Annotated in this window: 15 protein-coding genes, 1 tRNA gene and 1 riboswitch; of the genes, 12 read left to right on the top strand and 4 right to left on the bottom strand. The window is 60.9% G+C overall.

Annotated features, from left to right (window positions below):
* The first annotated feature begins 13 nt into the window (after positions 1 to 13).
* From D5261_RS26680 to D5261_RS26665, 4 genes are all read left to right on the top strand, one after another.
* Positions 14 to 2,068, top strand: a complete 2,055-nt coding sequence (locus D5261_RS26680) for an alpha-L-fucosidase (protein ID WP_119319106.1) — start codon at positions 14 to 16, stop codon at positions 2,066 to 2,068.
* Between the two features lie 139 nt (positions 2,069 to 2,207).
* The gene (locus tag D5261_RS26675) at positions 2,208 to 3,248 is read left to right on the top strand and encodes a Gfo/Idh/MocA family protein (protein ID WP_119319107.1); all 1,041 of its coding nucleotides are present in this window, start codon (positions 2,208 to 2,210) and stop codon (positions 3,246 to 3,248) included.
* 73 nt (positions 3,249 to 3,321) lie between these two features.
* Positions 3,322 to 3,422, top strand: a riboswitch (cyclic di-GMP riboswitch).
* 191 nt (positions 3,423 to 3,613) lie between these two features.
* Complete coding sequence (locus D5261_RS26670; RefSeq protein ID WP_165863872.1) at positions 3,614 to 4,330, top strand: nuclease-related domain-containing protein; 717 nt, start codon at positions 3,614 to 3,616, stop codon at positions 4,328 to 4,330.
* Positions 4,327 to 6,552 (top strand): HD domain-containing phosphohydrolase, encoded by a 2,226-nt coding sequence (locus D5261_RS26665; protein ID WP_119319109.1) that lies wholly within the window; start codon positions 4,327 to 4,329, stop codon positions 6,550 to 6,552. The genes D5261_RS26670 and D5261_RS26665 overlap by 4 nt, the downstream gene beginning before the upstream one ends.
* An 8-nt stretch (positions 6,553 to 6,560) precedes the next feature.
* Here D5261_RS26665 and D5261_RS26660 read toward each other — a convergent pair whose 3' ends face one another.
* From D5261_RS26660 to D5261_RS26650, 3 genes are all read right to left on the bottom strand, one after another.
* Positions 6,561 to 6,815, bottom strand: coding sequence for a hypothetical protein (locus tag D5261_RS26660; protein ID WP_125205758.1), 255 nt, complete (start codon positions 6,813 to 6,815; stop codon positions 6,561 to 6,563).
* A 47-nt stretch (positions 6,816 to 6,862) separates the two neighbouring features.
* Positions 6,863 to 7,147, bottom strand: coding sequence for a hypothetical protein (locus D5261_RS26655; RefSeq protein ID WP_119319111.1), 285 nt, complete (start codon positions 7,145 to 7,147; stop codon positions 6,863 to 6,865).
* A gap of 84 nt (positions 7,148 to 7,231) precedes the next feature.
* Positions 7,232 to 7,612, bottom strand: coding sequence for a hypothetical protein (locus D5261_RS26650; protein WP_119319687.1), 381 nt, complete (start codon positions 7,610 to 7,612; stop codon positions 7,232 to 7,234).
* 171 nt (positions 7,613 to 7,783) lie between these two features.
* Between D5261_RS26650 and D5261_RS26645 the strand changes: the two genes are divergently transcribed.
* The 3 genes from D5261_RS26645 to D5261_RS26635 all read left to right on the top strand — a co-directional run bounded on the left by D5261_RS26645 (position 7,784) and on the right by D5261_RS26635 (position 11,887).
* Entirely contained in the window at positions 7,784 to 8,503 is a 720-nt protein-coding gene (locus D5261_RS26645) for a TetR/AcrR family transcriptional regulator (protein WP_165863873.1), read from the top strand.
* A gap of 1 nt (position 8,504) precedes the next feature.
* Complete coding sequence (locus D5261_RS26640) at positions 8,505 to 11,360, top strand: [protein-PII] uridylyltransferase family protein (RefSeq protein WP_165863874.1); 2,856 nt, start codon at positions 8,505 to 8,507, stop codon at positions 11,358 to 11,360.
* A gap of 441 nt (positions 11,361 to 11,801) precedes the next feature.
* Positions 11,802 to 11,887, top strand: a tRNA-Leu gene (locus tag D5261_RS26635).
* A 60-nt stretch (positions 11,888 to 11,947) separates the two neighbouring features.
* Here D5261_RS26635 and D5261_RS26630 read toward each other — a convergent pair.
* Positions 11,948 to 13,993 carry a PQQ-binding-like beta-propeller repeat protein gene (locus D5261_RS26630; protein WP_301002256.1) on the bottom strand — a complete coding sequence of 682 codons (2,046 nt, stop codon included), beginning with the start codon at positions 13,991 to 13,993 and terminating at the stop codon, positions 11,948 to 11,950.
* Between the two features lie 141 nt (positions 13,994 to 14,134).
* Between D5261_RS26630 and D5261_RS26625 the strand changes: the two genes are divergently transcribed.
* From D5261_RS26625 to D5261_RS26605, 5 genes are all read left to right on the top strand, one after another.
* Positions 14,135 to 15,157, top strand: a complete 1,023-nt coding sequence (locus D5261_RS26625; protein WP_119319115.1) for a Gfo/Idh/MocA family protein — start codon at positions 14,135 to 14,137, stop codon at positions 15,155 to 15,157.
* A complete protein-coding gene (locus D5261_RS26620) occupies positions 15,150 to 15,899 on the top strand; it encodes a hypothetical protein (protein WP_125205760.1) in 750 nt (249 codons plus the stop codon). Before D5261_RS26625 ends, D5261_RS26620 begins: the two co-directional genes overlap by 8 nt.
* Before the next feature lie 122 nt (positions 15,900 to 16,021).
* Positions 16,022 to 17,041, top strand: a complete 1,020-nt coding sequence (locus tag D5261_RS26615; protein WP_165863875.1) for a response regulator — start codon at positions 16,022 to 16,024, stop codon at positions 17,039 to 17,041.
* A gap of 360 nt (positions 17,042 to 17,401) precedes the next feature.
* Entirely contained in the window at positions 17,402 to 18,493 is a 1,092-nt protein-coding gene (locus D5261_RS26610) for a sigma-70 family RNA polymerase sigma factor (RefSeq protein ID WP_245992446.1), read from the top strand.
* A 456-nt stretch (positions 18,494 to 18,949) separates the two neighbouring features.
* A complete protein-coding gene (locus tag D5261_RS26605) occupies positions 18,950 to 20,923 on the top strand; it encodes a hypothetical protein (protein ID WP_119319120.1) in 1,974 nt (657 codons plus the stop codon).
* The last annotated feature ends 17 nt before the right edge of the window (positions 20,924 to 20,940 follow it).

The following is a 20,940-nucleotide window of genomic DNA, read 5'->3' as shown; positions in this document are numbered from 1 at the left end:
AAAGGATCCTTGTATGTCACTCTCGCGCCGCAAATTCCTCAAGACCAGCGCCTTCGCCGCCGCCGGCCTCGCGCTCTGGGATCCAGGCCGGAACCCGGTCTACGCCAAGAACTCCTCGAATCGTGATTTGGACAAGTTCCAGCCCACCTGGGAATCGCTGGAGCAATACCAGTGCCCCGACTGGTTCCGGGACGCCAAGTTCGGTATCTGGGCGCACTGGGGGCCGCAGTGCCAGCCAGGACAGGGCGATTGGTACGCGCGCGGGATGTATGAAGAAGGCAGCCACGATTACAAATACCAATGCGAAACCTATGGGCATCCTTCCAAGGCCGGCTTTAAAGAGGTCATCCACGATTGGAAAGCCGAATCCTGGGATCCGGAGCATCTGATGTCGCTCTACAAAGCGGCCGGCGCCAAATACTTCATGTGCCTCGCGAACCACCACGATAACTTTGACAATTACGCGTCGAGCTATCAGCCCTGGAACAGCGTGGCGCTCGGCCCGAAGAAGGATCTGGTCGGTGGCTGGGAAAAAGCCGCGCGGGCGGCGGGACTGCGCTTCAGTGTGAGCGTCCACGCGGCGCACGCCTGGACCTTTTATGAAACCTCGCAGGGCGCGGACAAAGCCGGTCCGCTGGCCGGCGTTCCCTATGACGGCCATCTGACAAAATCGGACGGCAAGGGCCTGTGGTGGGATGGCTACGATCCACAGGACCTGTACGCGCAGGCGCACGCTCCGATGGGGCTGGAGTGGGATTGGAAAAATGACGGACATGGCGACCTGCCCAGCGCCGCGTATATCGAAAAATTCTACAAGCGCACCATCGAACTGATTGACAAATATCACCCCGACCAGGTGTATTTCGACGACACCGTGCTTCCGTTCTATCCCATCAGCGATGTTGGCCTGAGGATCGCCGCGCATTTCTACAATACCAATATGCAGCGGCGCGGCGGTAAGCTGGAAGCCGTCGTGAACGGCAAGATTCTCAATGCCCAGCAGCAAAAGTGTCTTGTGATGGACTTGGAGCGCGGCGTCAGCAATCGCATCGAGCCGGAGCCGTTCCAGACGGACACCTGCATCGGCAACTGGCACTACGACATCGGCCTCTACAACAACCACGGTTATAAGACGCCCGATCAGGTCGCGCACATGCTGGTGGACATCGTCAGCAAAAACGGCAACCTGATGCTCAATATTCCGCTTCCGGGCAGCGGGACGCCGGATCCGGACGAACTGGCGTTTCTGGCGGACTTCAGCCGCTGGATCAAGGTCAGCGGCGAAGGGATTTATGGGACTCGCCCCTGGGATATCTTTGGCGAAGGACCGGCCAGCGCCGGTCCGGCGGTTCACGCGCAGGGGTTTAACGAGAGCAATCGCCGGTATACATCGCGCGACTTCCGGTTTATGCAGAAGCGCGGCGTGCTGTACGCCCACGCCATGGCCTGGCCCACGGACGGCAAACTCGTCGTCCGATCTCTCGCATCTGCCTCCGGCAAGATCCGCGATGTGCGGCTGCTCGGGCATTCCGGCAAAATCACATGGGCGCAAACCGGCGATGGCCTCGCGGTGACGCTCCCCGACCGGAAGCCGTGCGACTATGTGTACACGCTCCAGATCCGGGGCGACGGCCTGAAGCCCGTCCCCTACACGGACACCACGCCGTTGGTAAGCCCTGCCGCCGACGGCTCCATCACTCTCACCCCGAGCAGCGCCGCGCTGAGCGGCAATATGCAGGCGCAGGAAGGCGCCACCCCCAACATCGGCTACTGGGACAACGCCACCGACTCCGCCTCCTGGCGCGTGCATTTCGACACGCCCGGCGCATATGACATCACCACAAAGACCTCCTCCCTCGAAGGCGCGCACTTTCTCGTCGTCTCCGGAATCGGAAGCGTCGTTTCCATGGCCGCTCCCATCACGGGAGATTGGGACAAGTACGCCGAGGTGACCGGCGGGCCGCTGAACATCGAGAAGGCGGGAGATTATACGGTGATCGTGCGCCCTGCGGACCCGGCGTCTTGGAAGGCGATCAATCTCGCGGCGCTGGCGCTCAAAAAGCGATAATCCCTATTTCCGTATTAGTCTCTATTCCTCCGGGGAATGAGGCCTGCCCAACATTCGCGCAGGACAACGAGCCTTTGTCGGCTAACAGTGGCTCAGCGTTTGTGATAGGCGCGAGAATTACCAGGCAGGGAGTGCGATTATGGAACTTTTGCGCGTGGGCGTCGTGGGCTGCGGCGTGATCTCAGGGACACATGGGGATGCGCTGCGGCGTCTAGAAGAAGAAGGGCTTGCGCGGCTTGTGGGGGCGACGGATGCTGCTCCCGGCCGGGCGGAGGAGTTTGTCGGCAAGTACGGCGGCAAAGTCTTTGGATCGTTTGAAGAGATGATCGCCAGTCCGGACATCGATTCGGTGACGCTCTGCACGCCGAGCGGTCTGCATGGGCCGATGGCGGCGCAGGCTGCGCGCGCGGGCAAGCATATTCTGTCCGAAAAGCCGCTGGACGTGTGGATCGATGCGGTGGACGAAGCAATCGCGGCGGCGAAGGCGGCGGGCGTGACTTATGGGGGCGTCTTCCAGGAGCGGTTCTCTCCGGCAGCGCGTAAGGTGAAGCGGGCCGTGGAATCCGGCGCATTCGGGGAGATCGTGCTCGCCTGCGCCGAAACCAAGTGGTATCGCAGCCAGGAGTACTACGACAGCGGCGATTGGCGCGGGACGTGGGCGCTGGACGCGGGTGTCTTTTCCAATCAAGGCATTCACAGCCTCGACAAAGTCCAATGGCTGGCCGGACCGGTGGAGGAAGTGATCTCGGCGACGTTGACGCCCGGCTTCCATCGAACGATCGAGGCTGAGACTTTGGGCGTCGCGACCGTGCGCTTCCAGAACGGCGCGCTGGGGACGATCACCATGACGACCCTGGCCTACGACGGCTTCCCGGAGCGCATCGACGTGAGCGGAACCAAGGGCAGCGCGATGCTGGTGGGCGATCATTTGGCGCACTTCACGACCAGGGATCCGTACGAGGACGACTTTGGCGACCTGAGCGGCGGCGAAGCGCCGCAGTCGAACACATCCAAGGATCCGGCGGCGCTGGTGGGCGACGGCCACTACGGCAATATTCGCGACTTCGTGCTGGCCGTGCGGGAGGGACGCTCTCCGCAGGTCTCAGCCGAAGGCGCGCGCCATGCGGTCAATCTGCTCAATATGATCTATAAAAAGGCCAGAGTCGGACCTTACGCGTAACTCCGTAGGAATGACAGGTAAAGAAATCCCGGTGAAACTCCTATAATGATATCACCATAACCCACCGATCGCTGCTCGACAAAGGCAAACTCTCCGAAAGGGGAGGACGCAAAGCGCATGGGCCTGAAACCGGACCGCCGATGGCGGACCCGGAATGGCAGCCACGTTTCCGAAAGTGCGAGTGCGTGCTATAGATTACAAAACGCCCGGTCTCTTCTAGGAAGAGGCTCGGGCGTTTTGTACGTTTCAGATTCCCTGTTAACACCTGCTCGCTTCATGGAAAAATGATCTGGAGCAAGGCAATCATCCTGCCGACAATAGATCATATGAAAGTGATTCGGCATGCGCGGTACGCGGACAAGGTCATGCGTATTGAAGGAACCCTCGCGGTGGCGGGAGTCGGCGGCGGTGTGCTCCTCTGGTCCGAGGCGGCGCATTTTGGCGGCTACGGATTCGCGGCGGCCGCTTTCCTCGCGCTGGGCGGCGTCAACATCGGCGTCAAGGCCATGCGTAACTACAATCGTTATCTGCGCGGCGCGGAAGGCGAGGAGACGGCGCTGACGACGCTCAAATCGCTGCCGGACGGCTACTCCTGCGTCGCCAATTTTGTCGTTCCCGGCACGCACCAGGGCGACGCCGATCTGCTCGTGATCGGTCCCTTCGGCGTTCTGGTGGTCGAGGTCAAAACTTACACCGGTCACTATACCTGCCACGGCGACGCCTGGTTCCGCCTGCACGACGACGGTGTGCGCCAGCCGATGCGCAGCAGTGTCTCGAAACAATTGAAACGCAACCGCAAGGCGGTCCAGCACTATCTGGTGGATTGCGATATGGAAGCGCCGGTCCATGGCGTCGTCGTGTTTCCGGACACTCTCAAACTGGACTGCGTGCATCCCACGATTCCGATGGTGCGTTTGTCGGGGCTCCTGGAGCACGTTCAGAAGCTTTCCGCGCCATCCGGCGGCTTGAATACTTTGGAGCTTGAAAAACTGTTCGGTCCCTCAATTTCGAATGCGGGTGAAGCGATTGCGCCGCTGGGAGCGCACGCTCCAAATCCCACTCTCCCAGGTGTCCCATCATGATCCATTCACAGCAGAAAACCGCATCGCCGCGATCCCGCGCCCTCAAAATCGGCCTGATCGCGGCGGCGTGCGCCGCGACCTACGAAACTGTCGAAAACCTTCTGCTGCTCGGGCCGTCTCATTGGCGGACCGATGTCATTTCCATTGTGCTGGTCGGAGCGATCGCCGGCGGCGTCGCGTCCTATCTGTCGGCGTTCTCCGAACGGATGCGCCGGCGCATGCAGCAGGAGGAAGAAGCGCGCAAGTGGGCCGAGGAGGCTTTGCGCCGCTCCTGCGAATGCCTGGAGGGGATTGTCGAAGAGCGAACACAGGATCTCGCGGCCGCCACCGAGGCGATGCGGCGCGAAGTGGAGGAGCGGCGCGAATCCGAGAACCACTTACAGGAAAGCCAGCGGCGGATGCACGCCATCCTCACCAGCGCTCCGCTGGTTCTGTTCGCCGTCGACGCCAAAGGCGTGATCACGCTCTCGGAAGGCCAGGCTTTGAATTCTCTGGGACTGACCCCCGGCGAAGTCGTCGGCCGATCGGTCTTCGAACTTTATCGCGACGACCCGCAAATTATCGACGTCATGCACCGCGCGCTTTCCGGCAAGAGAATCCGGGAAACGACGCATGTGGGCGATATCTACTTCGACTCGCAGTTCAGCCCGGAGTTCGACGAAGAGGGGCGGGTCATCGGCGCGATCTGTGTCTGTACAGACATCACCGAAAGCGTCAAAGTCGAAGTCCGTTACCGCAGTATTATCGAAAACGCCGTCGAAGGCATCTACCAAACCACCATGGGCGGGCGTATCCTCAGCGCCAATCCCTCCATGGCGGCGATCCTGGGGTATGACAGCCCGGACGAATTGATGGAGTCTGTCGATCACGTCGGCCGGGATATCTATCACAATCCGACCCGGCGCGGCGAGTTCTTGGCGCTGATCGAATCGTGGGGCAGCGTCAGCCAGTTCGACTCGCAGGTGCGCCGTAAGGATGGCGAGCCGCTGTGGATTTCCGAGAATGCGCGCTGCGTACGCGATTCCGAAGGCCGTGTGCTCTTTTACGAGGGAACGATTCAGGACATCACCGAGCGCCGGGCAGTGGAGGTGGAGCGTGAGCGGATGCTCGCCGAAGCGCTCGCCAAACAGGATTTGGACCCGCTGACGGGCCTGCTCAACCATCGCGCCTTCCAAAAGCGTTTCGACGATGAAGCGACGCGCGCGCTGGAGGATAACTATTCCCTCGCCGTCGTTGTCATCGATCTGGACAACTTCCGGTTCTTCAACGAAGTCTACGGCTATCAGGTCGGCGACGAATTGCTGCTGCGTGTCGCCGACGCCCTGCGGGCCGCGACTCGCTACTACGACTGCATGGCCCGCTTCGGCGGCGACGAGTTCGTTGTCCTGATGCCCGGCGCCTGCGCCGAGGATGTGGCGTCGCTGCGCGCCCGCCTTACCCAGCGCCTGGAAGAGATCAGCTATGAGCCGCCGGGCTCGGAGAGCGCCGTCCCGCTCAGCGTCTCCGCCGGAGTGGCGCTGTTCCCGGACGAAGCCGCCACGCGTGTGCTGACGCTGGAGATGGCGACGGAGCGCCTGCACCGGGCGAAGACCGGCGGGCGCGACAACGGCGTCGATCTGCTGCGGGCGTCGCTCGCCGAATCGGTCAGCGGCTTCTCGATGCTTTACGGCCTGGTCAGCGCGGTGGACAACAAGGATCGCTACACGCGCCATCACTCGGAAGACGTGATGCTGTATTGTCTGGAGATCGCCGAACAGCTCGGCTGGTCCTCCGAAGAAAAGCACGTACTGCGCGTCGCCGCGCTTCTGCACGACGTCGGCAAGATCGGCGTCCCCGATTCCATCCTGCGCAAGCCCGGTAAGCTGACGGAAGAAGAGATTACGATCATTCAGGAGCATCCCACGCTCGGCGCCATCATCGTCGGCGCCATTCCCGCCCTGCATCCCACGCTGGACGCCGTGCGCCACCACCACGAATGCTGGAACGGATCGGGATATCCCGCCGCGCTCGCCGGCCTGAACATCCCGCCCATGGCCCGCGTCATGGCCGTCGCCGACGCCTACAGCGCCATGACCACCGACCGCCCATACCGCAAGGGCATGGACCCGATGCACGCCCTGGAAATCCTGCGCAGCGGGGCAGGGGAGCAATGGGACCCCGAATGCGTCGCCGCCTTCCTCAGCGTCCGCCTTGCCGGCGAAGACCTCGCGCAAGCGGCGTAAGGCCGTCTTCAGTGAGGGAACGAAGTCGAAAGTAACCCGATTAAAAATAGCGAGGCGACCCCTACTAACGCGCCCGCGCCGATCGCTCTGCACATCTGAGACCTGGGCGCGGTGATCAGCGGCAGGGAGACGAGAACGATCAAGAAGGCCGCCATGTAGTGCGTCGCCAGCGATACGGTGATGGAGCCGCAAAAGCATGCGATCCCAAAACATGTGTCCGCCAGCCATTCTTCGGGACGGAAATCATCGAGATTTTCTTGCATGTCCCCTTCAATTTCCCTGGAAGCGATATATTGCCGCGTATCCATTTCTACTTCCCTCCGAACGCGCTGAAGATTATAAAGTCTCCGATAATCGCTAGCAGAGCGCTGATAGCCAGCTCTTTCGCCACTCTGGACTTCGAAACGATAAGCACTGGAAATGCGACGAAAGGCGCGATAACACCGAGCCAACAGAATGTTGCAGGGACGCCGATGAGCACGAAAACGAAGCAAATGACATTCAGGATTTTCGACGCGGACGCCAGGTTTGCGGCGTCATTGTGAACGTCAAAATCCATGTTGGACTCTTTCGTGTATTGGGTGCTATCGTTCATTCGTTGTCAATCCTCAAAAATTACCTCCCGCGTTAGCATCATTGCTCGCGGGAGGCGTGGGCGTCGCTATCAATTCTCTTCAACTCAGTAGTTCGGATGCGTGTACGGGCCGGCGTTCTTCGTTCCGATCGCTCCGTGGCGCATCTTGCTGAAGATCGCCAGGTTGAAGAAGTGCATGCCGCCGAGGACGAGAAGCACCATTCCGATCTTGCTCGACAGCGCTTCGATGCTGCCCTGGGCCGTGGTGACTTCGTAACCCAGCTTCAGCGACAGGCTGACGAAGCCGAGATTGATGAGATAGAAGCCGACCACCAGCAGGTGGTTTACCGAGTCCGCCAGTGGCTCGTTGCCGTGAAAGACATCGACGAGAAAGATGCGTCCGTTCTTGTGCAGGGTCTGCGCGACCCATGCTGTGAGCCCAATGCTGATTGCCAGGTAAGTCAGATACGTGGTGACGATAATCATCGCTTTGTCCTCCGTCATTTCGATTTAGTGAACTTGTTCACTTCTGTTATTAATATACCACGCGGCTCCCTGTTTATAACGTAAAAAGTGAACGTGTTCAAAATATATTTTGCAGAGCTTGCCGAACGTGGTATGCTATCGTTATCAGGCGAAACCTTAGATAGGATCGAAATGACGACTCAAATCACAACGGAGATAGGCCCGAAGGGGGAGCAGGCCCCGCTGACGCCTAAGGGCGAGCAGACGCGTAAGCATATTCTGGAGACGGCTCTGGCGCTGTTCCATGAAAAGGGCTACCATGCGGCTACCATGCGCGATATCGCGGCGGCGGCGGGATGTTCGCTGGGGCTGACCTATCGCTACTTTTCGCGCAAGGAAGAAATGGTGGTGGCGCTGTACGCGCGCTGCGCGCAGGAGCTGGAGGAGCAGGTGGCCTCGCTGTCGCCCTCGGCGACCATCGCGGAGCGGTACGCGGCCGCTCTGGAGGGCGATATGGCGCGCCTGGCGCCGTTCCGGGAAGCGCTGGGGACGCTGTTCGGCGTCGCATTGATTCCGGACTCGGAGCTGGCGGTGCTCGGCGACAACCTTCAGGAGCTGCGCGCGCAGGTGTGGGGTGTTTTTCGGAAGGTCATCATGGAAGCCAGCGACGCGCCGAAGCCCAAACAGGCCGACGAACTGGCGACGGCGTTCTACGCCGGTTATCTCGCGTTTCTCCTGTTCTGGCTTCAGGACCGCACGCCGGGCCAGCGCACTACCCATGAACTGCTCGCCTTCGGCCGCGACTTGCTCGCCAAGCTGCGGCCTGCGCTGCGCCTTCCGCTGGCCGGAAAGCAGCTTGCGCGGCTGGTCAAGATCATCGGCCCGATGTTCGGTCCGATGGGTAAAGTCTGATATGATCGAACGATATTCCGACTTGACCCCCGAGGCGCTGGCCCCGATGGGATTTGAAGATCCGGCGCATGCGTGTTATGTGCTTCAGGAGTTCGCGGGACACAACGTGCCGGATGCGCTCTTTGAGGCGTTTCTGCGCGTGGTCGTTCGCGCGCTGGAGGCGTGCGCGGATCCGGACCGCGCGCTCGGCAATCTGGCGCGCTGGGCGGATGTGAGCGGCAGCCGCTATTCGGCGTATGCGATGATCGCGAGCGATCCCGAGGCGGCTCGGATCCTGACGACGGTGTTCGCCGCCTCGCAGTTCTTCGCCAATTTGATTATCAGCAATCCTGAGTATGTGGAGGTTCTGACCAACCCGCGCATGCGCGACCGTGAGAGGGACCTGGATGCGCTGTGGGAGGACCTGACGCGCCGCACGGCGGTGGCGCGCACTCCCAACGCCAAGCGAGACGCGCTGCGGCGGTTCAAGCCGCTGGAGGTGCTGCGAATCGGCGCGCGCGACATCCTGGGCTACGCGGATATGGCGAGGACGGCGCGGGCGATCAGCGACTTCGCGGACGCCTGCGTGCGCATGGCTGTAGAGATCTGCGCGGAGGAGGCGGGGATCCCCGACCCGCCCTTCGCCGTGATCGCCATGGGCAAACTGGGGGGACGCGAGCTGAACTACTCCTCCGATATCGATTTGATCTTCGTTCACGAAGAGCGCCCGGGATTCCAGCCCATGAAGTTCGCCGAAGCGGTGCGCGACACGATGGCGCGCGTGACCGACGCCGGCTTTGTATTCCGTGTCGATCTGCGCCTGCGCCCCGAAGGTCGCTTCGGGGCGCTGTCGCGCTCGGTGGAATCGTGCCGCGCCTACTACGAATCCTGGGCGGAGCCGTGGGAGCGGCAGGCGCTTCTGAAAGCGCGCGGCGTGGCCGGGGATGTCACCGTGGGGGGCGCATTCGTCGGGATGGCGCTGGACTTCGTTTATCCGTCGCGGGTGGAAGAGAGCTTTGTCGCAAGCATTCGGTCCAACAAGCGCCGGATTGAAGAAAAGGCCGAGCGCAGCGGCGATGCGGATGTGAATGTCAAAGAGGGATTTGGCGGTATTCGTGATGTCGAATTCGCCGTCCAGCTCATGCAGCTCGTGGCGGGCGGCAAGAACGAACAGCTTCGCACCGGAAATTCCCTGGAAGCGCTGGACCGTCTGGCCCACGCCGGTTTTATCACACGCGATGAGCATGACATGCTGGCGGAGTCCTACGCGTTTCTGCGCACCGCGGAGCACCGCCTACAGATCATGGACGAACTGCCGATCCGCAATATTCCGCGCGATCCGCATGAGCTCGATAAGTTCGGGCGTCGTTTGGGATACATCGACGGGACGGAGTTCCACGAAGATTATCGCCGCCACACACAGCGCGTCCACGCGCTGTTCACCCGTCTGTTTTACGGCGTGGAGGAAACGTCCAAACCAAAGGATGAGATCGCCGCCTGGGTGCTCGCCCCCGACGATCCGGCGGCGACCGCGCACTTGCGGGAAGAACTGACGCGTCTGGGATTTGCGAACTTCGACGCGGCGATGCGGATCCTGCGGCAAAGCATCGAAGGGTCGGAATATGGGGGCATGGCCCCGGACTCCACGGACTCCTTCGCCGCCATCAGCGGCAGGCTGCTGCGCGCCGCTGGCGAGACGTCCGATCCGGACAGCGCGCTCCTCGGCCTGGACAACCTGGCGCGCGAAGTCCCTTCGCGCTCGGCGCTCTTCCAAACCCTGGCCGAGAGCGACACCCTGTTGCCGCGCCTCTGCCGTCTTGCCGCCGAAGGCCCGGCGGTCTGGCAGCTCTTACTTCAGCATCTGGAGTTCCTCGATCTTCTTGCGGACGAGGAGGTGATGGACAGTCCCTCGCCGCCGCCCGCAAAACTTCCCGCGACGCCCAAAGCGCTGGCGACTTCCGTGCTGCGCGCCCGCCTCCTCTGCGGCGCGCGCGACATCTGGGAGATCCACGATGTGGGGGGAACGATGGCCGAGCTGACGACGATCGCCGAGCGCGCGCTGGAATCGGCGCTGGCGATGGCGCGCGCGGAGCTGGGCTTTGAAGGGCGCTTCGCCGTGATCGGCATGGGCAAGCTGGGCGGCCGTGAGCTCGGGTACGCATCCGATCTGGACGTGCTTTATCTCGCGGATTCCGATGTGCTTGTCCCCGCCGCCAAAGTCGCCGAACGTCTCCAGCAGATCCTGCGTGATGATATCGCCCGCTACGGAATTCGATTCGAGCTGGACGCCCGCCTGCGCCCCGACGGCCGCAAAGGCCAGCTGGTGCTCGACCTAGCGACCTATCGCCGATATTACGCCGATTCGGCCGCCACATGGGAGCGCCAGGCGCTGCTGAAATCCCGCCCGGCGGCGGGGGATGCGAGCCTGGGCGCCGAATTCGCGGCCCTTGCCGCCGGCTTCGTCTACGGCTCGCCTTTGGGAGATACACAGATTGAAGAGATCCGTGCGATGAAGCGTCGAATCGAGAAAGAGCGGACGCAGAGCGCGAACAACCTCAAGCTCTCGCCTGGCGGCATGACCGACATCGAATGGATCGCCCAGCTTCTCCAGCTTCGCTTTGGGCCGAAGAAGCCGCGCCTGCGCAAAACCAGCACGCTGGACGCCCTGCTGGCCCTGCGTGATGACGCAAAGATCCAGCAGGCCGATTGGGAAGTTCTGGACGCCGCTTACAAGGAACTTACGCAGCTTCGCAATCGTCTGTATTTAAGGAGAGGCGTTGGATCCGATACTTTCGAGCCGATGCCGGCGGCGACACAAATGCGAATGCAGCAAGTGCGCGCCCTCGGTTTACGCCTGTTCTACGGAGAAAATATCTAAGCCGCCGCCTGTTTGGATATTCCCGGTCATGGGTATATTTATGTCATGACGCTAGCGCTATAAAATAATTTTATGGCAACAGATGTTCGGGAACGAATTCCCGTAATAATGCGTTATAATGATGTAGGATGTTCACAAAGACGTGAACAGACGACTACCACAAAGTGGGAAGAACCGAAGCGGGCCAGTTATGTCCGCTGTTCTCCTGAAGCGCAAGATGCGGTCCGTAAAGTCTCGGATCGCGCGTTTCAGATCGGTGTATTCCCCGCCGGAGTTTCGCAGAGAAATTCGCCGGCGCCGGGAGACCTTCGCGAGAGCCCACTGGATGGCCGCTCGGAAGGTCTTTCGCTATTTGTGGGATGGGGATACGCCGCTCTACCCGTTGACATTAATCTCACGCTTCTGATATAATAAGCCTGCCCAGCTCGTCAGCATCCACTTGCCGAAGTGGCGGAACGGTAGACGCGGAGGTCTCAAAAACCTTTGGGGGCAACCTCGTGGGGGTTCGAGTCCCCCCTTCGGCACCAAATTGAAAAAAGCGACAACCAATATGGTTGTCGCTTTTTTCTTTGCCGCTCGGCAATTGCTTACGCTTTGCGGGCGGGGTTTTTGATGGTCGCGGTCACGGCGGCGCCGTCGCTGCTGGCGGTGATGGTCGCCAGGCGCGGTTTGGAGGTCGGCGCGGAGAGAGTGACGGGGAACGTGACCGTGGTCGCGCCGGCGGGGGCGAGCACGGCGGCGGGCGCCTGGGCGATGGCGGCGTCGCTGCTGGCGAGCGTCACCACGGCGCCTCCCTTGGGAGCGGCGGTGGCGAGCGTCACCGTTCCGGTCATCGTATCGGGCGCTGGGCCTTTAGCCACGGCGAGCGTTGCGACTTTCGGGGTCGCTCCCGGCAGCAGGCCAAAAGCGACGATTTGCTTGGAGAAGGTCGCCAGATAGACTTTGCCGTTCGCCACGGTGGGCGGGCAGAACTTCGCGAACTTATGCCCGCCATCGCGCGCGGCGTTCATTTGCGAGTCCCAGATCTTGTGCGTGAGATCGGAGGCGTCGAACGCCTCCAGCAAACCGTCGACGGTTCTCCAGTTGGCGTTGTCATTCAAGGGACGGCTGGCCCAGACGATTCCGGACGCGGGCGTTTTGGCGGTTGCGGAGATCGTCAGGAAGCCTCCGGGCATGCCGGGCGGAACCGGATCGGGAGATTGGGAAATGGGCGAAGTGGTCAGCTTGTTATCCTTCAGGGCAAACGCCTTGAGGTGATCGTCCTCGCTCCATGTGTATACGGTCGGCCCATTTTTGGGATCGTCATAGTAGATCGGCGATCCATGAATGTGACCCACGCCCATCTGGAACCGCTGGATCATCTGAGAGTCGTCCTTGGCGAAGTGCCCAAGGTTGCTGCGCCGGGTTGTGTAGGCGACGCCCGATTTACCGCCGCTGATCAGCAGATCGGTTCCCGGCACGAGCAGGGGACCGGAGGAGCCTAGATCGGTGTCGGAGGCGTTCAGGACCTCGAAATCGCTGGGGGTGAACCAATCGGTGACCGTCAGCCCGTCTTTTGTGGGCTGGAGCTTGAGGATGCTGGTGCCGTAGTCACGCCCGCCGGTCTGAGCGTCGGCGGTCCCGTTGCCGGTCACGGCGTAGATCGATCCTGCTTCATCGGCCGCCAGCCCCTGACCTGCCTGCCAGATGGATCCCTGCCCGCCGTCAGGAGTGAGGCAAAGGGCGGTAACCTGCTTCAGCGTCGCCGCATCGTACGCCATGATCCAGCCGTGGAACGGATCGCGGTCCGCATGGGCGCCAAAACCGATGTAAACTACACCCTTCAAAAGCAGCAAACCGGGGCGCTGCAATTGCAGGAAGGGAGCAAAGGTAATCTTGCCGTCCACGGCGTCGTAGCCCTTGCCGGGCACGGTCGCGGTGATCAGCGCCGGGCTGCCGGTCTTTTCGGCACCGGTCGAGATCGACAGGGCGTGCAGGCGCTGGAAATACTTGCCGTTTTCCTTGGTCTTTGCTTCGACATAGATGGTCCCCGAGGCGGGATCGATCACCGGGGTGCTCGTGATGCCGATCTCTTCGTTCATGTCCGTCCACTGCGTGATATAGATCTCGGAGGCGGGGACGGACGGTCCGAAGTTGACGGTCCAAAAAGGAGCCTTCGCCGCTGGATCGTCGGCGTCGTAGGCGTAGACGCTGTTGTGCTCGGTCGCCACAAAGAGAACGTTGCGGACCCCATGGCCCGGCATCTTGACGTTCGGGACATACAGCGGCTGGGCGTAGACCTGCCCGTCCACATCGCGCGCGAACAGCTTGCCGAAGTGATCCACGTTGACGTTGTCCGTATTGAGCGCGATCTCGGTCAGATTCGCCCCGGTCCGCGCATTGTTGTTATGCTGGGTCAGCAGGGAGGCAGGGTGCTGAAGCATGATGGCGGCGGGTTTTGGCGGCGGCGCCGCCGGAGGCGCCGATTGCCCGTGGACGGGCGCGGCGGCGATTCCCGCGAGGCAGCCAAGCAGCAATGTGTGATGACGAGATTGCAAAAATGGGGACACCGAGGAGTACTCCGTTTTCGGTCGATGTGAATAGGGGCGCTGGGGCGGATCCGCGAGCCGCTCCGCAAAAGATGAAAGCCGCATCGCCTCCTATTTCTATAGGGTATGATAACAACACAGGCGTTTTGTTTCAGGTTCCTTGCGGCTCCTTCGCCGCCTTTGCGTTGACGACCGGCCGCGCCCGAAAGTTCATTTCGCCAGCTCTGTTCTGTGAGGTTCTTTCCTATGCCCGAAGCCTATCGAATCGGCGTCCTCGGCGCGGGCGCGTTCGCGTCGCGCCGGCACCTGCCGGCCTTGCAGTCGGATCCACGCGCGCGGGTCGTCGCCGCCTGCCGCCGCGATCCCGAAGCGCTCGCCACGTTCGCCGATCACTTCCACATTCCCGACCGATATACGAATTGGGAAGCGATGCTGAACGACGCCGCGCTGGACGGCGTGCTGATCGCGACGCCGCATGACCAGCACTACGCGCAGGCGAAGGCTGCATTAGAGTGCGGCCTGCACGTGCTGATGGAAAAGCCGATGGCGCTGAGCGGCGAGGAGGCGAAGGAGCTGGCGGACCTCGCGCATCTGCTCGGCCGCTCGCTCGTGGTGGCGTTCAACCCGCCGTACTGGCGCCACACGAACGCGCTGCGCGCGGGAATCGCCGCCGGCCGGGTGGGGGACCTGGAAAGTGTCGATATCCGAATCAGCGTCTCCGCCGCCGCCGTGTTCGGCAAAGCGCCGATGCCCGAGACGATGCCCGGTGTCGTGCGCCCCACGCTCTTCCGCGCCGACCCCGCCGCGAACGGCGGCGGCAACCTCATGGACGGCGGCGGCCACCTGTTCAGCGAGCTGCTCTGGGTGACCGGCCGCGCCCCGCTCGCAGTGAGCGCTCTGATGGACACGACCCCCGACGACATGCGCGCCGTCCTCCTCGTCCGTCTCGAAGGCAACCTGCTCGCCACCATCACCGCCGTCGCCGACAGCGCCTACCAAACTCGCCGCATCCGCTCGACCTACGATGGCTCCCAGGGAACAGCTATCGCCACCGGTCTCCCTTACCAGATCGTCTGGCGCACGGAGCAGGGCGACGAAACCCTGCCCGAAAGCAACCTTCCCGACATCGCCACCCCCGTCTCCGACTGGCTAGACGGCTTTGACACCGGCCACGGCCCGCTCGGCTCGCCCGAACACGGCGTCCAGGTGACTCGGCTACTGGCGGCGGCGTATGAATCGGCGCGTCTAGGACGGGTGATCAATGTATAAGAACCTCAGCAATAAAAGAAAACTCAGACGATTCGTCAGGCAGCACGATCGAAAACTCTCTTCTCTTCTGAAAGGCGCTTTTGTTTTAACTCTTCTTTGGCCTCTCTGCCCGGCTAAAACGACCCTGTCCGACATCTCTGTCGTGCAGCACGGAAACGAATTGTTTGTTGTTGCAAATGTTTGTCATTGGGCCACTGCACTCCCGCTTGTTTTAATTGTTCCTTCCGGCTTTATTCCAATATTAATGTATCCACTTCAATGTGATCGTGACGACACACTTGTGTATCATCTGTCAAATGACAAGCTGAAAATGTATGAATATAAAAGCCACGATGCAGCGCTTTATTGTGATGGGAAAAACATGTATCTCGGCTATCATACACCGCTAATGTGGGATGGTTCTGGGTTCATTGCCGCCAACGAGGATTCTGCTAGGCATATTCTTGCTTCTTCTAATTGGAAGGATAATGGATTTGACGCAAAAAAGGGCTGGCGCCTGGTGAGACAGCAGGATTTAATGACGAACAATATTTCTCAGAAGAAGACGATTTTTCGAGTGGATGGAGAGGACTATTGTTTTGACTATGACGACCGAGAAATCAATGGGAATATGTCGTCTCGGATTAGCTTGCAGGGGCTGAAGCCTGGTTCTGAAAAGCATATCGTTTATAATGAGTATGACGGCGGCTTGACAACAATGTTTTCATCCATACTAACGTATTGGAAGATTAGATATCCATAGAGTATCCTTACGTCTGATTGCCCACACGATGCAAATTCCCGTATATTTGCATGGCTCCGAAAAACCACATCCTCCAAACCTTAACAGGTAGGATCGAAACTCACGCCCCCGATAATTGCGGTATGGCGACTGCACTGTCCAATCAAAACTATGTCGAATCTCTGACCGCGCGTCCGCGGGTGCTTGTGGTGGATCATGAGCCGATGAGCCGGACGCTGATCGACGCGATCCTGCGGCGGGGGAACGACTACAATGTCCTTATGGCGGGGGACGCTGAGGAAGGCCTCGGCGTCGCGCGTCGCGATCGCCCCGATCTGATGCTCCTCAGCACGTTTCTGCCGGGCGCCGACGGCTACTCTCTTTGCCGGACGCTGAAATCCGAGCCGCGCACGCGCCGTATTCCGGTCGTGATGGTGACGGCGCACGCCGGCACCCAGGAGCGGGTGCAGGGGATCGAGGCCGGCGCGGACGACTTTATCGTCAAGCCGTTCAATCGAGTCGAGCTGCTGGCGCGGGTGCGCTCGCTGATCCGAATCAAATCCCTCAACGATCAGCTCGACGAAGTCGAGGACGTGATCTACTCCCTCAGCCGCGCCGTCGAAGCCCGCGAGGGCGGCGACCATGAGGCGCATACCGAGCGGGTTGTGATCTTTGCGCTGGCGATTGGGAGCGAGCTGGGCCTCGCCGACGAAGCCATGCGCGTGCTGCGCCAGGCGGCCATGCTACGCGACATCGGCAAGATCGGCGTCCCGGACCGAATCCTTAACAAGCCCGGCGCATTGGACGACGAAGAGCAGAAATGGATGCAGGGCCATGTCGCGCTCGGCGAACAGATCATTTCTCCCCTGCGCTCCACGGCGGCGCTGCTGCCGATCATCCGGCATCACCACGAGCGGATCGACGGCAAAGGCTATCCCGACGGTTTAGCCGGCGAAGAGATCCCGCTGGGCGCCCGGATCGTTGCGATTGCGGACGCCTTTGACGCCATGCTGTCCAACCGTCCATACCGCCCGGCGCTGTCTCCCGCCAAAGCCCTCGCGACGCTCCAGGCTGGCGCCGGCAAGCAGTGGGATAGCCGTTTGGTCGAGCTTTTGGTGCAATGGTCCGCCCGTCATCCCAATAGCGTTCCGCAAACAAAATAGAGTTTGGTCGCATCATCGCGAATTTCATGGAACGATTCCCCCTCGGATTGCCGTAAAATAATCAGGTTGACTCGTTCCACGAGTGGGTATATGGTAGGGTCTTGCGTAGAATCCGTAAAATATTGATAAATTTTATATAAATGTAATTGAAGTTACAGCGTTTTAAGTGAAAATTTGAGACAATTAGTAACTTGTTTGCGTATAAGAGGCGGAAGGCGTTTTTTTTGCGCCTTTACGACTTTGTGAATAATGGTTCAATGTTTCAGCACGAAGATGTGAGTTAGCCCCACGGTGGAACCGCGACGTATGTGAACGTGGTTATATGAGAGGGTGGCGTGATTTATGATAAAGGGGAAGGCAATGGCGAATAGCACAGCTTTGATGGATAAACCAAACGCGGCGCGGGCGCCTCGATCAGTGAGTGTCGATCATGATGAGCGGAGCGTATTTCCGGCGGATGAAGCGGCGGGCGCGTTGGATGATCCCGATGCCGTTCGCTTCTTGAGCCTCGCCGCGTCCGGCGAAGACGATGGCGGAGCGCCGCTGCTCGACGCCGGCGTCGCGGACGACGAGGTTGAGGATGAGGACACTGAGGACGAAAAGCCGCAGTCGGTCTATCCTCCGGTCGAAGAGAATTCTCGCGATGAATCGCTTCAGATGTGGATGCGCAAGACGAAGAGCACCAAGCTCCTCAGCGCCGCCGAAGAGATGGACCTGGCCCGCCGCGTCGCCGAAGGCGATCAGCGCGCCAAGGATATCCTGACCGAAGCGAATTTACGACTGGTTGTGAGCATCGCGCGTCGTTACTCCGTGCCGGGCATCAGCCTGGCCGACTTGATTCAGGAAGGCAACATCGGACTGATCCGCGCCGTGGAGAAGTTCGACTACAACAAGGGCTTCCGATTTAGCACCTATGCGACCTGGTGGATCCGCCGGGCGATCGCGCGCGCCGTCATCAACCAGGGCCGCACGATCCGTATTCCGGTCTATGTCGCCGAGACGATCCACAAGCTGGTTCGCACTTCGGGCCTGCTGCGTCAGCAGCTGTCCCGCGAACCAACTCAGGAAGAGCTGGCGGCCGAGATGGAAGTCCCGGTCGAGCGCGTGAACGAGATCATGCGCATCGCCAGCGAGCCCTTGTCGCTGGAGACTCCGGTCGGCGAGAAAGACTCGGCGCAGCTCGCGGACTTCATCCAGAGCAACGCGAACCAGTCGCCGTCGGATGCGGCCGTGAATCTGATCCGCCGCGAACAGCTCGACGCCGTTCTGGACAAGCTCACCCCGCGTGAGCGTGACGTCGTCCGTATGCGCTTCGGCCTGGACGATGGCTACGCCCACACGCTCGAAGAGGTCGGCCAGCGCTTCCAGGTCACCCGCGAGCGCGTCCGCCAGATCGAGCTGCGCGCGCTGAAGAAACTGCGCCGCATGGGACCGGTCGACATCCGGGCTTAGTTTGGAATAAGATTGGAAACGCCCCCGCCGAGCAATCGGCGGGGGCGTTTTTTCATGACTTCGGCGTGTCCACGTCCCCATCCTCCCGTCCGCGAGGGGCGCCGCGCCTGTTTCGTCGCCTTCGCCTTGCGGTATTTCCGGGAGCGGGGCTTCGGCGTTGTCGTGATCGAACCAGCCGATAGCGTGGTGAATGGCGCGCCCAACCGTCCAATCTCCCGGCTCCAGAGCTCCCGGTCCACTAAGAATCCGCGCCGCTTTGGGTAAGAGCCTTCCTGCCGGATTTCCAGCGCGGCGAAAAAACATATCTGAATAGGGTCCGGACTTTTCTCTTCCGCTGAAGCGTATCCCTCCAAATCCAAACCGCATGCGCGATGGCCATCTTGACATTCGTCCTTGGGAATGATATGATTGAGAAAGGATGAAATCCAGAATAAATCCATACGGGGAAGCATGTCTATGTCCACCGAATCCTCCCGCAGCGCCCCGAATTTGTTCACCCGCCGAGATGTCGTGGCGGGCGCTCTCAAAACGATGATTATCGCTTCCATCTTGCCTGTATCCATAACGTCCGCCGAGGCGGCTTCGACAACAAAACCTTACCGCGCGATCAATATCATGAACTTTATCCGCGCGGAGGAGCCGCGCAATCCGATGGATTTGATGACGCCGGTGCGCGAACAGATGGCGCTGATCAAGGCGCACAAATTTCCGGCGACCTGGCTGCTGCAATACGATGCGCTGGTCGAAGGACCGTTCGTGGAGTTTTTGAAGGCGGAAATGCCGGCCGATCATGAGGTCGGCGTTTGGTTCGAGATGAACCGAAAAATCTGCGACGACGCCGGCGTGGCGTGGCGCGGGAGGCCGGACTGGGAATGGGATTATCATGTCCCCGTCGCGTACTCCATCGGCTACACGGCGGAGGAGCGGCGCAAGCTCGCAGATACCGCCGTGGCGACCTTCAAGTGCGTCTTTGGAACGGACGTCAAATCGATCGCCTCCTGGAACATGGACGCCATCTCCGCGGCGCATCTGTCCGACAAATATCACATCGACGCGTTCGGCAATTGCCGCGATCAGCTGGCGACTGACGGCTTCACCATCTGGGGCTGTCCGATCGCTGGTTACTATCCCAATCGGCGAAACGCCTGGAGCCCCGCCGTGGAGGCCAAGAACCAGATCTCCACACCGATGTTCCGTCTTCTGGGGCAGGACCCGGTCTATTACTACGACAACACGATTCCCTATCCCGACACGATGGAGCCCGTCTGGGGGACTGGCCGGTCCGAAAAGTTTGTCGACACCTTCCTTGATATGATCGCGCGCCAGCCGACGCAGGCGTTTGGCTACGCGCAGCTCGGTCAGGAGAATAGCTTCGGCTGGGACGAAATGAAGCAAGCGTTTCCCATGCAGATGGACAAGCTGGCGCGGGTGCGGGACGCCGGGGGGGTGGTCGTCGAGACGATGGGCGAAACCGGCCGCCGGTTCAAGCGCGCCTTCAAATCCACGCCGGCCCAGGCGCAGGTCATGCTGGACGACCCGTTTGGCGGAGCGGCCTCCAAGGACTTGCAGCGCGACGCCACCGCCGTCGTGACGGATCTCGTTCAGAACGACACGCTTCACGTCACGGCGAGCAACGATCTTGTGGGAGATCCCGCCGGCAATACCCACAAGTATCTACGCGTTCGCTACACGCTCGGCGGCGTCGCTCACAGTCAAACGGCGGCGGAGCTGGACACGATCCAGATCCCGGGGCCGGGAGAAACGCCCGGCAAGCTCGTCATTACCAGCGCCGTTTACGGCGTTCTCGATCGCGCGCCCGAGCGGACCGTCTGGTATCAGAGCAAGGAGCTGCGCGCGAACCTGCACTTTCGCGGCGACCAGTTCTTCCTGCGCGATCTGCACGTCTACAACGACAACTTCCCACAGCCCTTCCTGACAGAGACCGTGAAACAGCACGGTATCGAGCAGCGTCTGCTGGCGGTGCTCGACGGCTACCATTGGAGCAGTGACGACGCCCGGGCCAATCGCGGCGGGCCGCGCGCGATGGGGCGGTTTGTCCTGGTCGGCGCGGACGGCGCCCAGACTCCGCTCACCATGGACGGTCTGCCGGTCGTCACCGAAACGGGCTCGACGCTGAGAACCGAAGTTCCGCTGGCGGGAGGCGGAGCGCTGATCGCCGTCTTCCATGAACGCGAGATCGAACTCAGCGTCGCCGGCGGGCCGGCGAATACCCGCCTTGGGTTGATCTTTGAATGGGACCCAAGTCGCAGCGCGCTCAAGGACGTGACCGAGAAGCGTCTGAGCTATCGCTTCCAGGACTTCGATTACGCAATGTCCGTCGCGAACGGCGTGGCTTCGAAGACGGACAAGGGCGCGAATATCATCGCCGGTAAATCCGGCCCTCTGCGGCTGCTGATGGCGCAGAAATAGCGCGGAGTACGCGACGA

It is taken from the genome of Capsulimonas corticalis (genome assembly GCF_003574315.2).
GTDB classification, from domain to species: domain Bacteria; phylum Armatimonadota; class Armatimonadia; order Armatimonadales; family Capsulimonadaceae; genus Capsulimonas; species Capsulimonas corticalis.
Note: the sequence above shows the minus strand (reverse complement) of the source record. Positions and strands in the feature narration are given on the sequence as shown.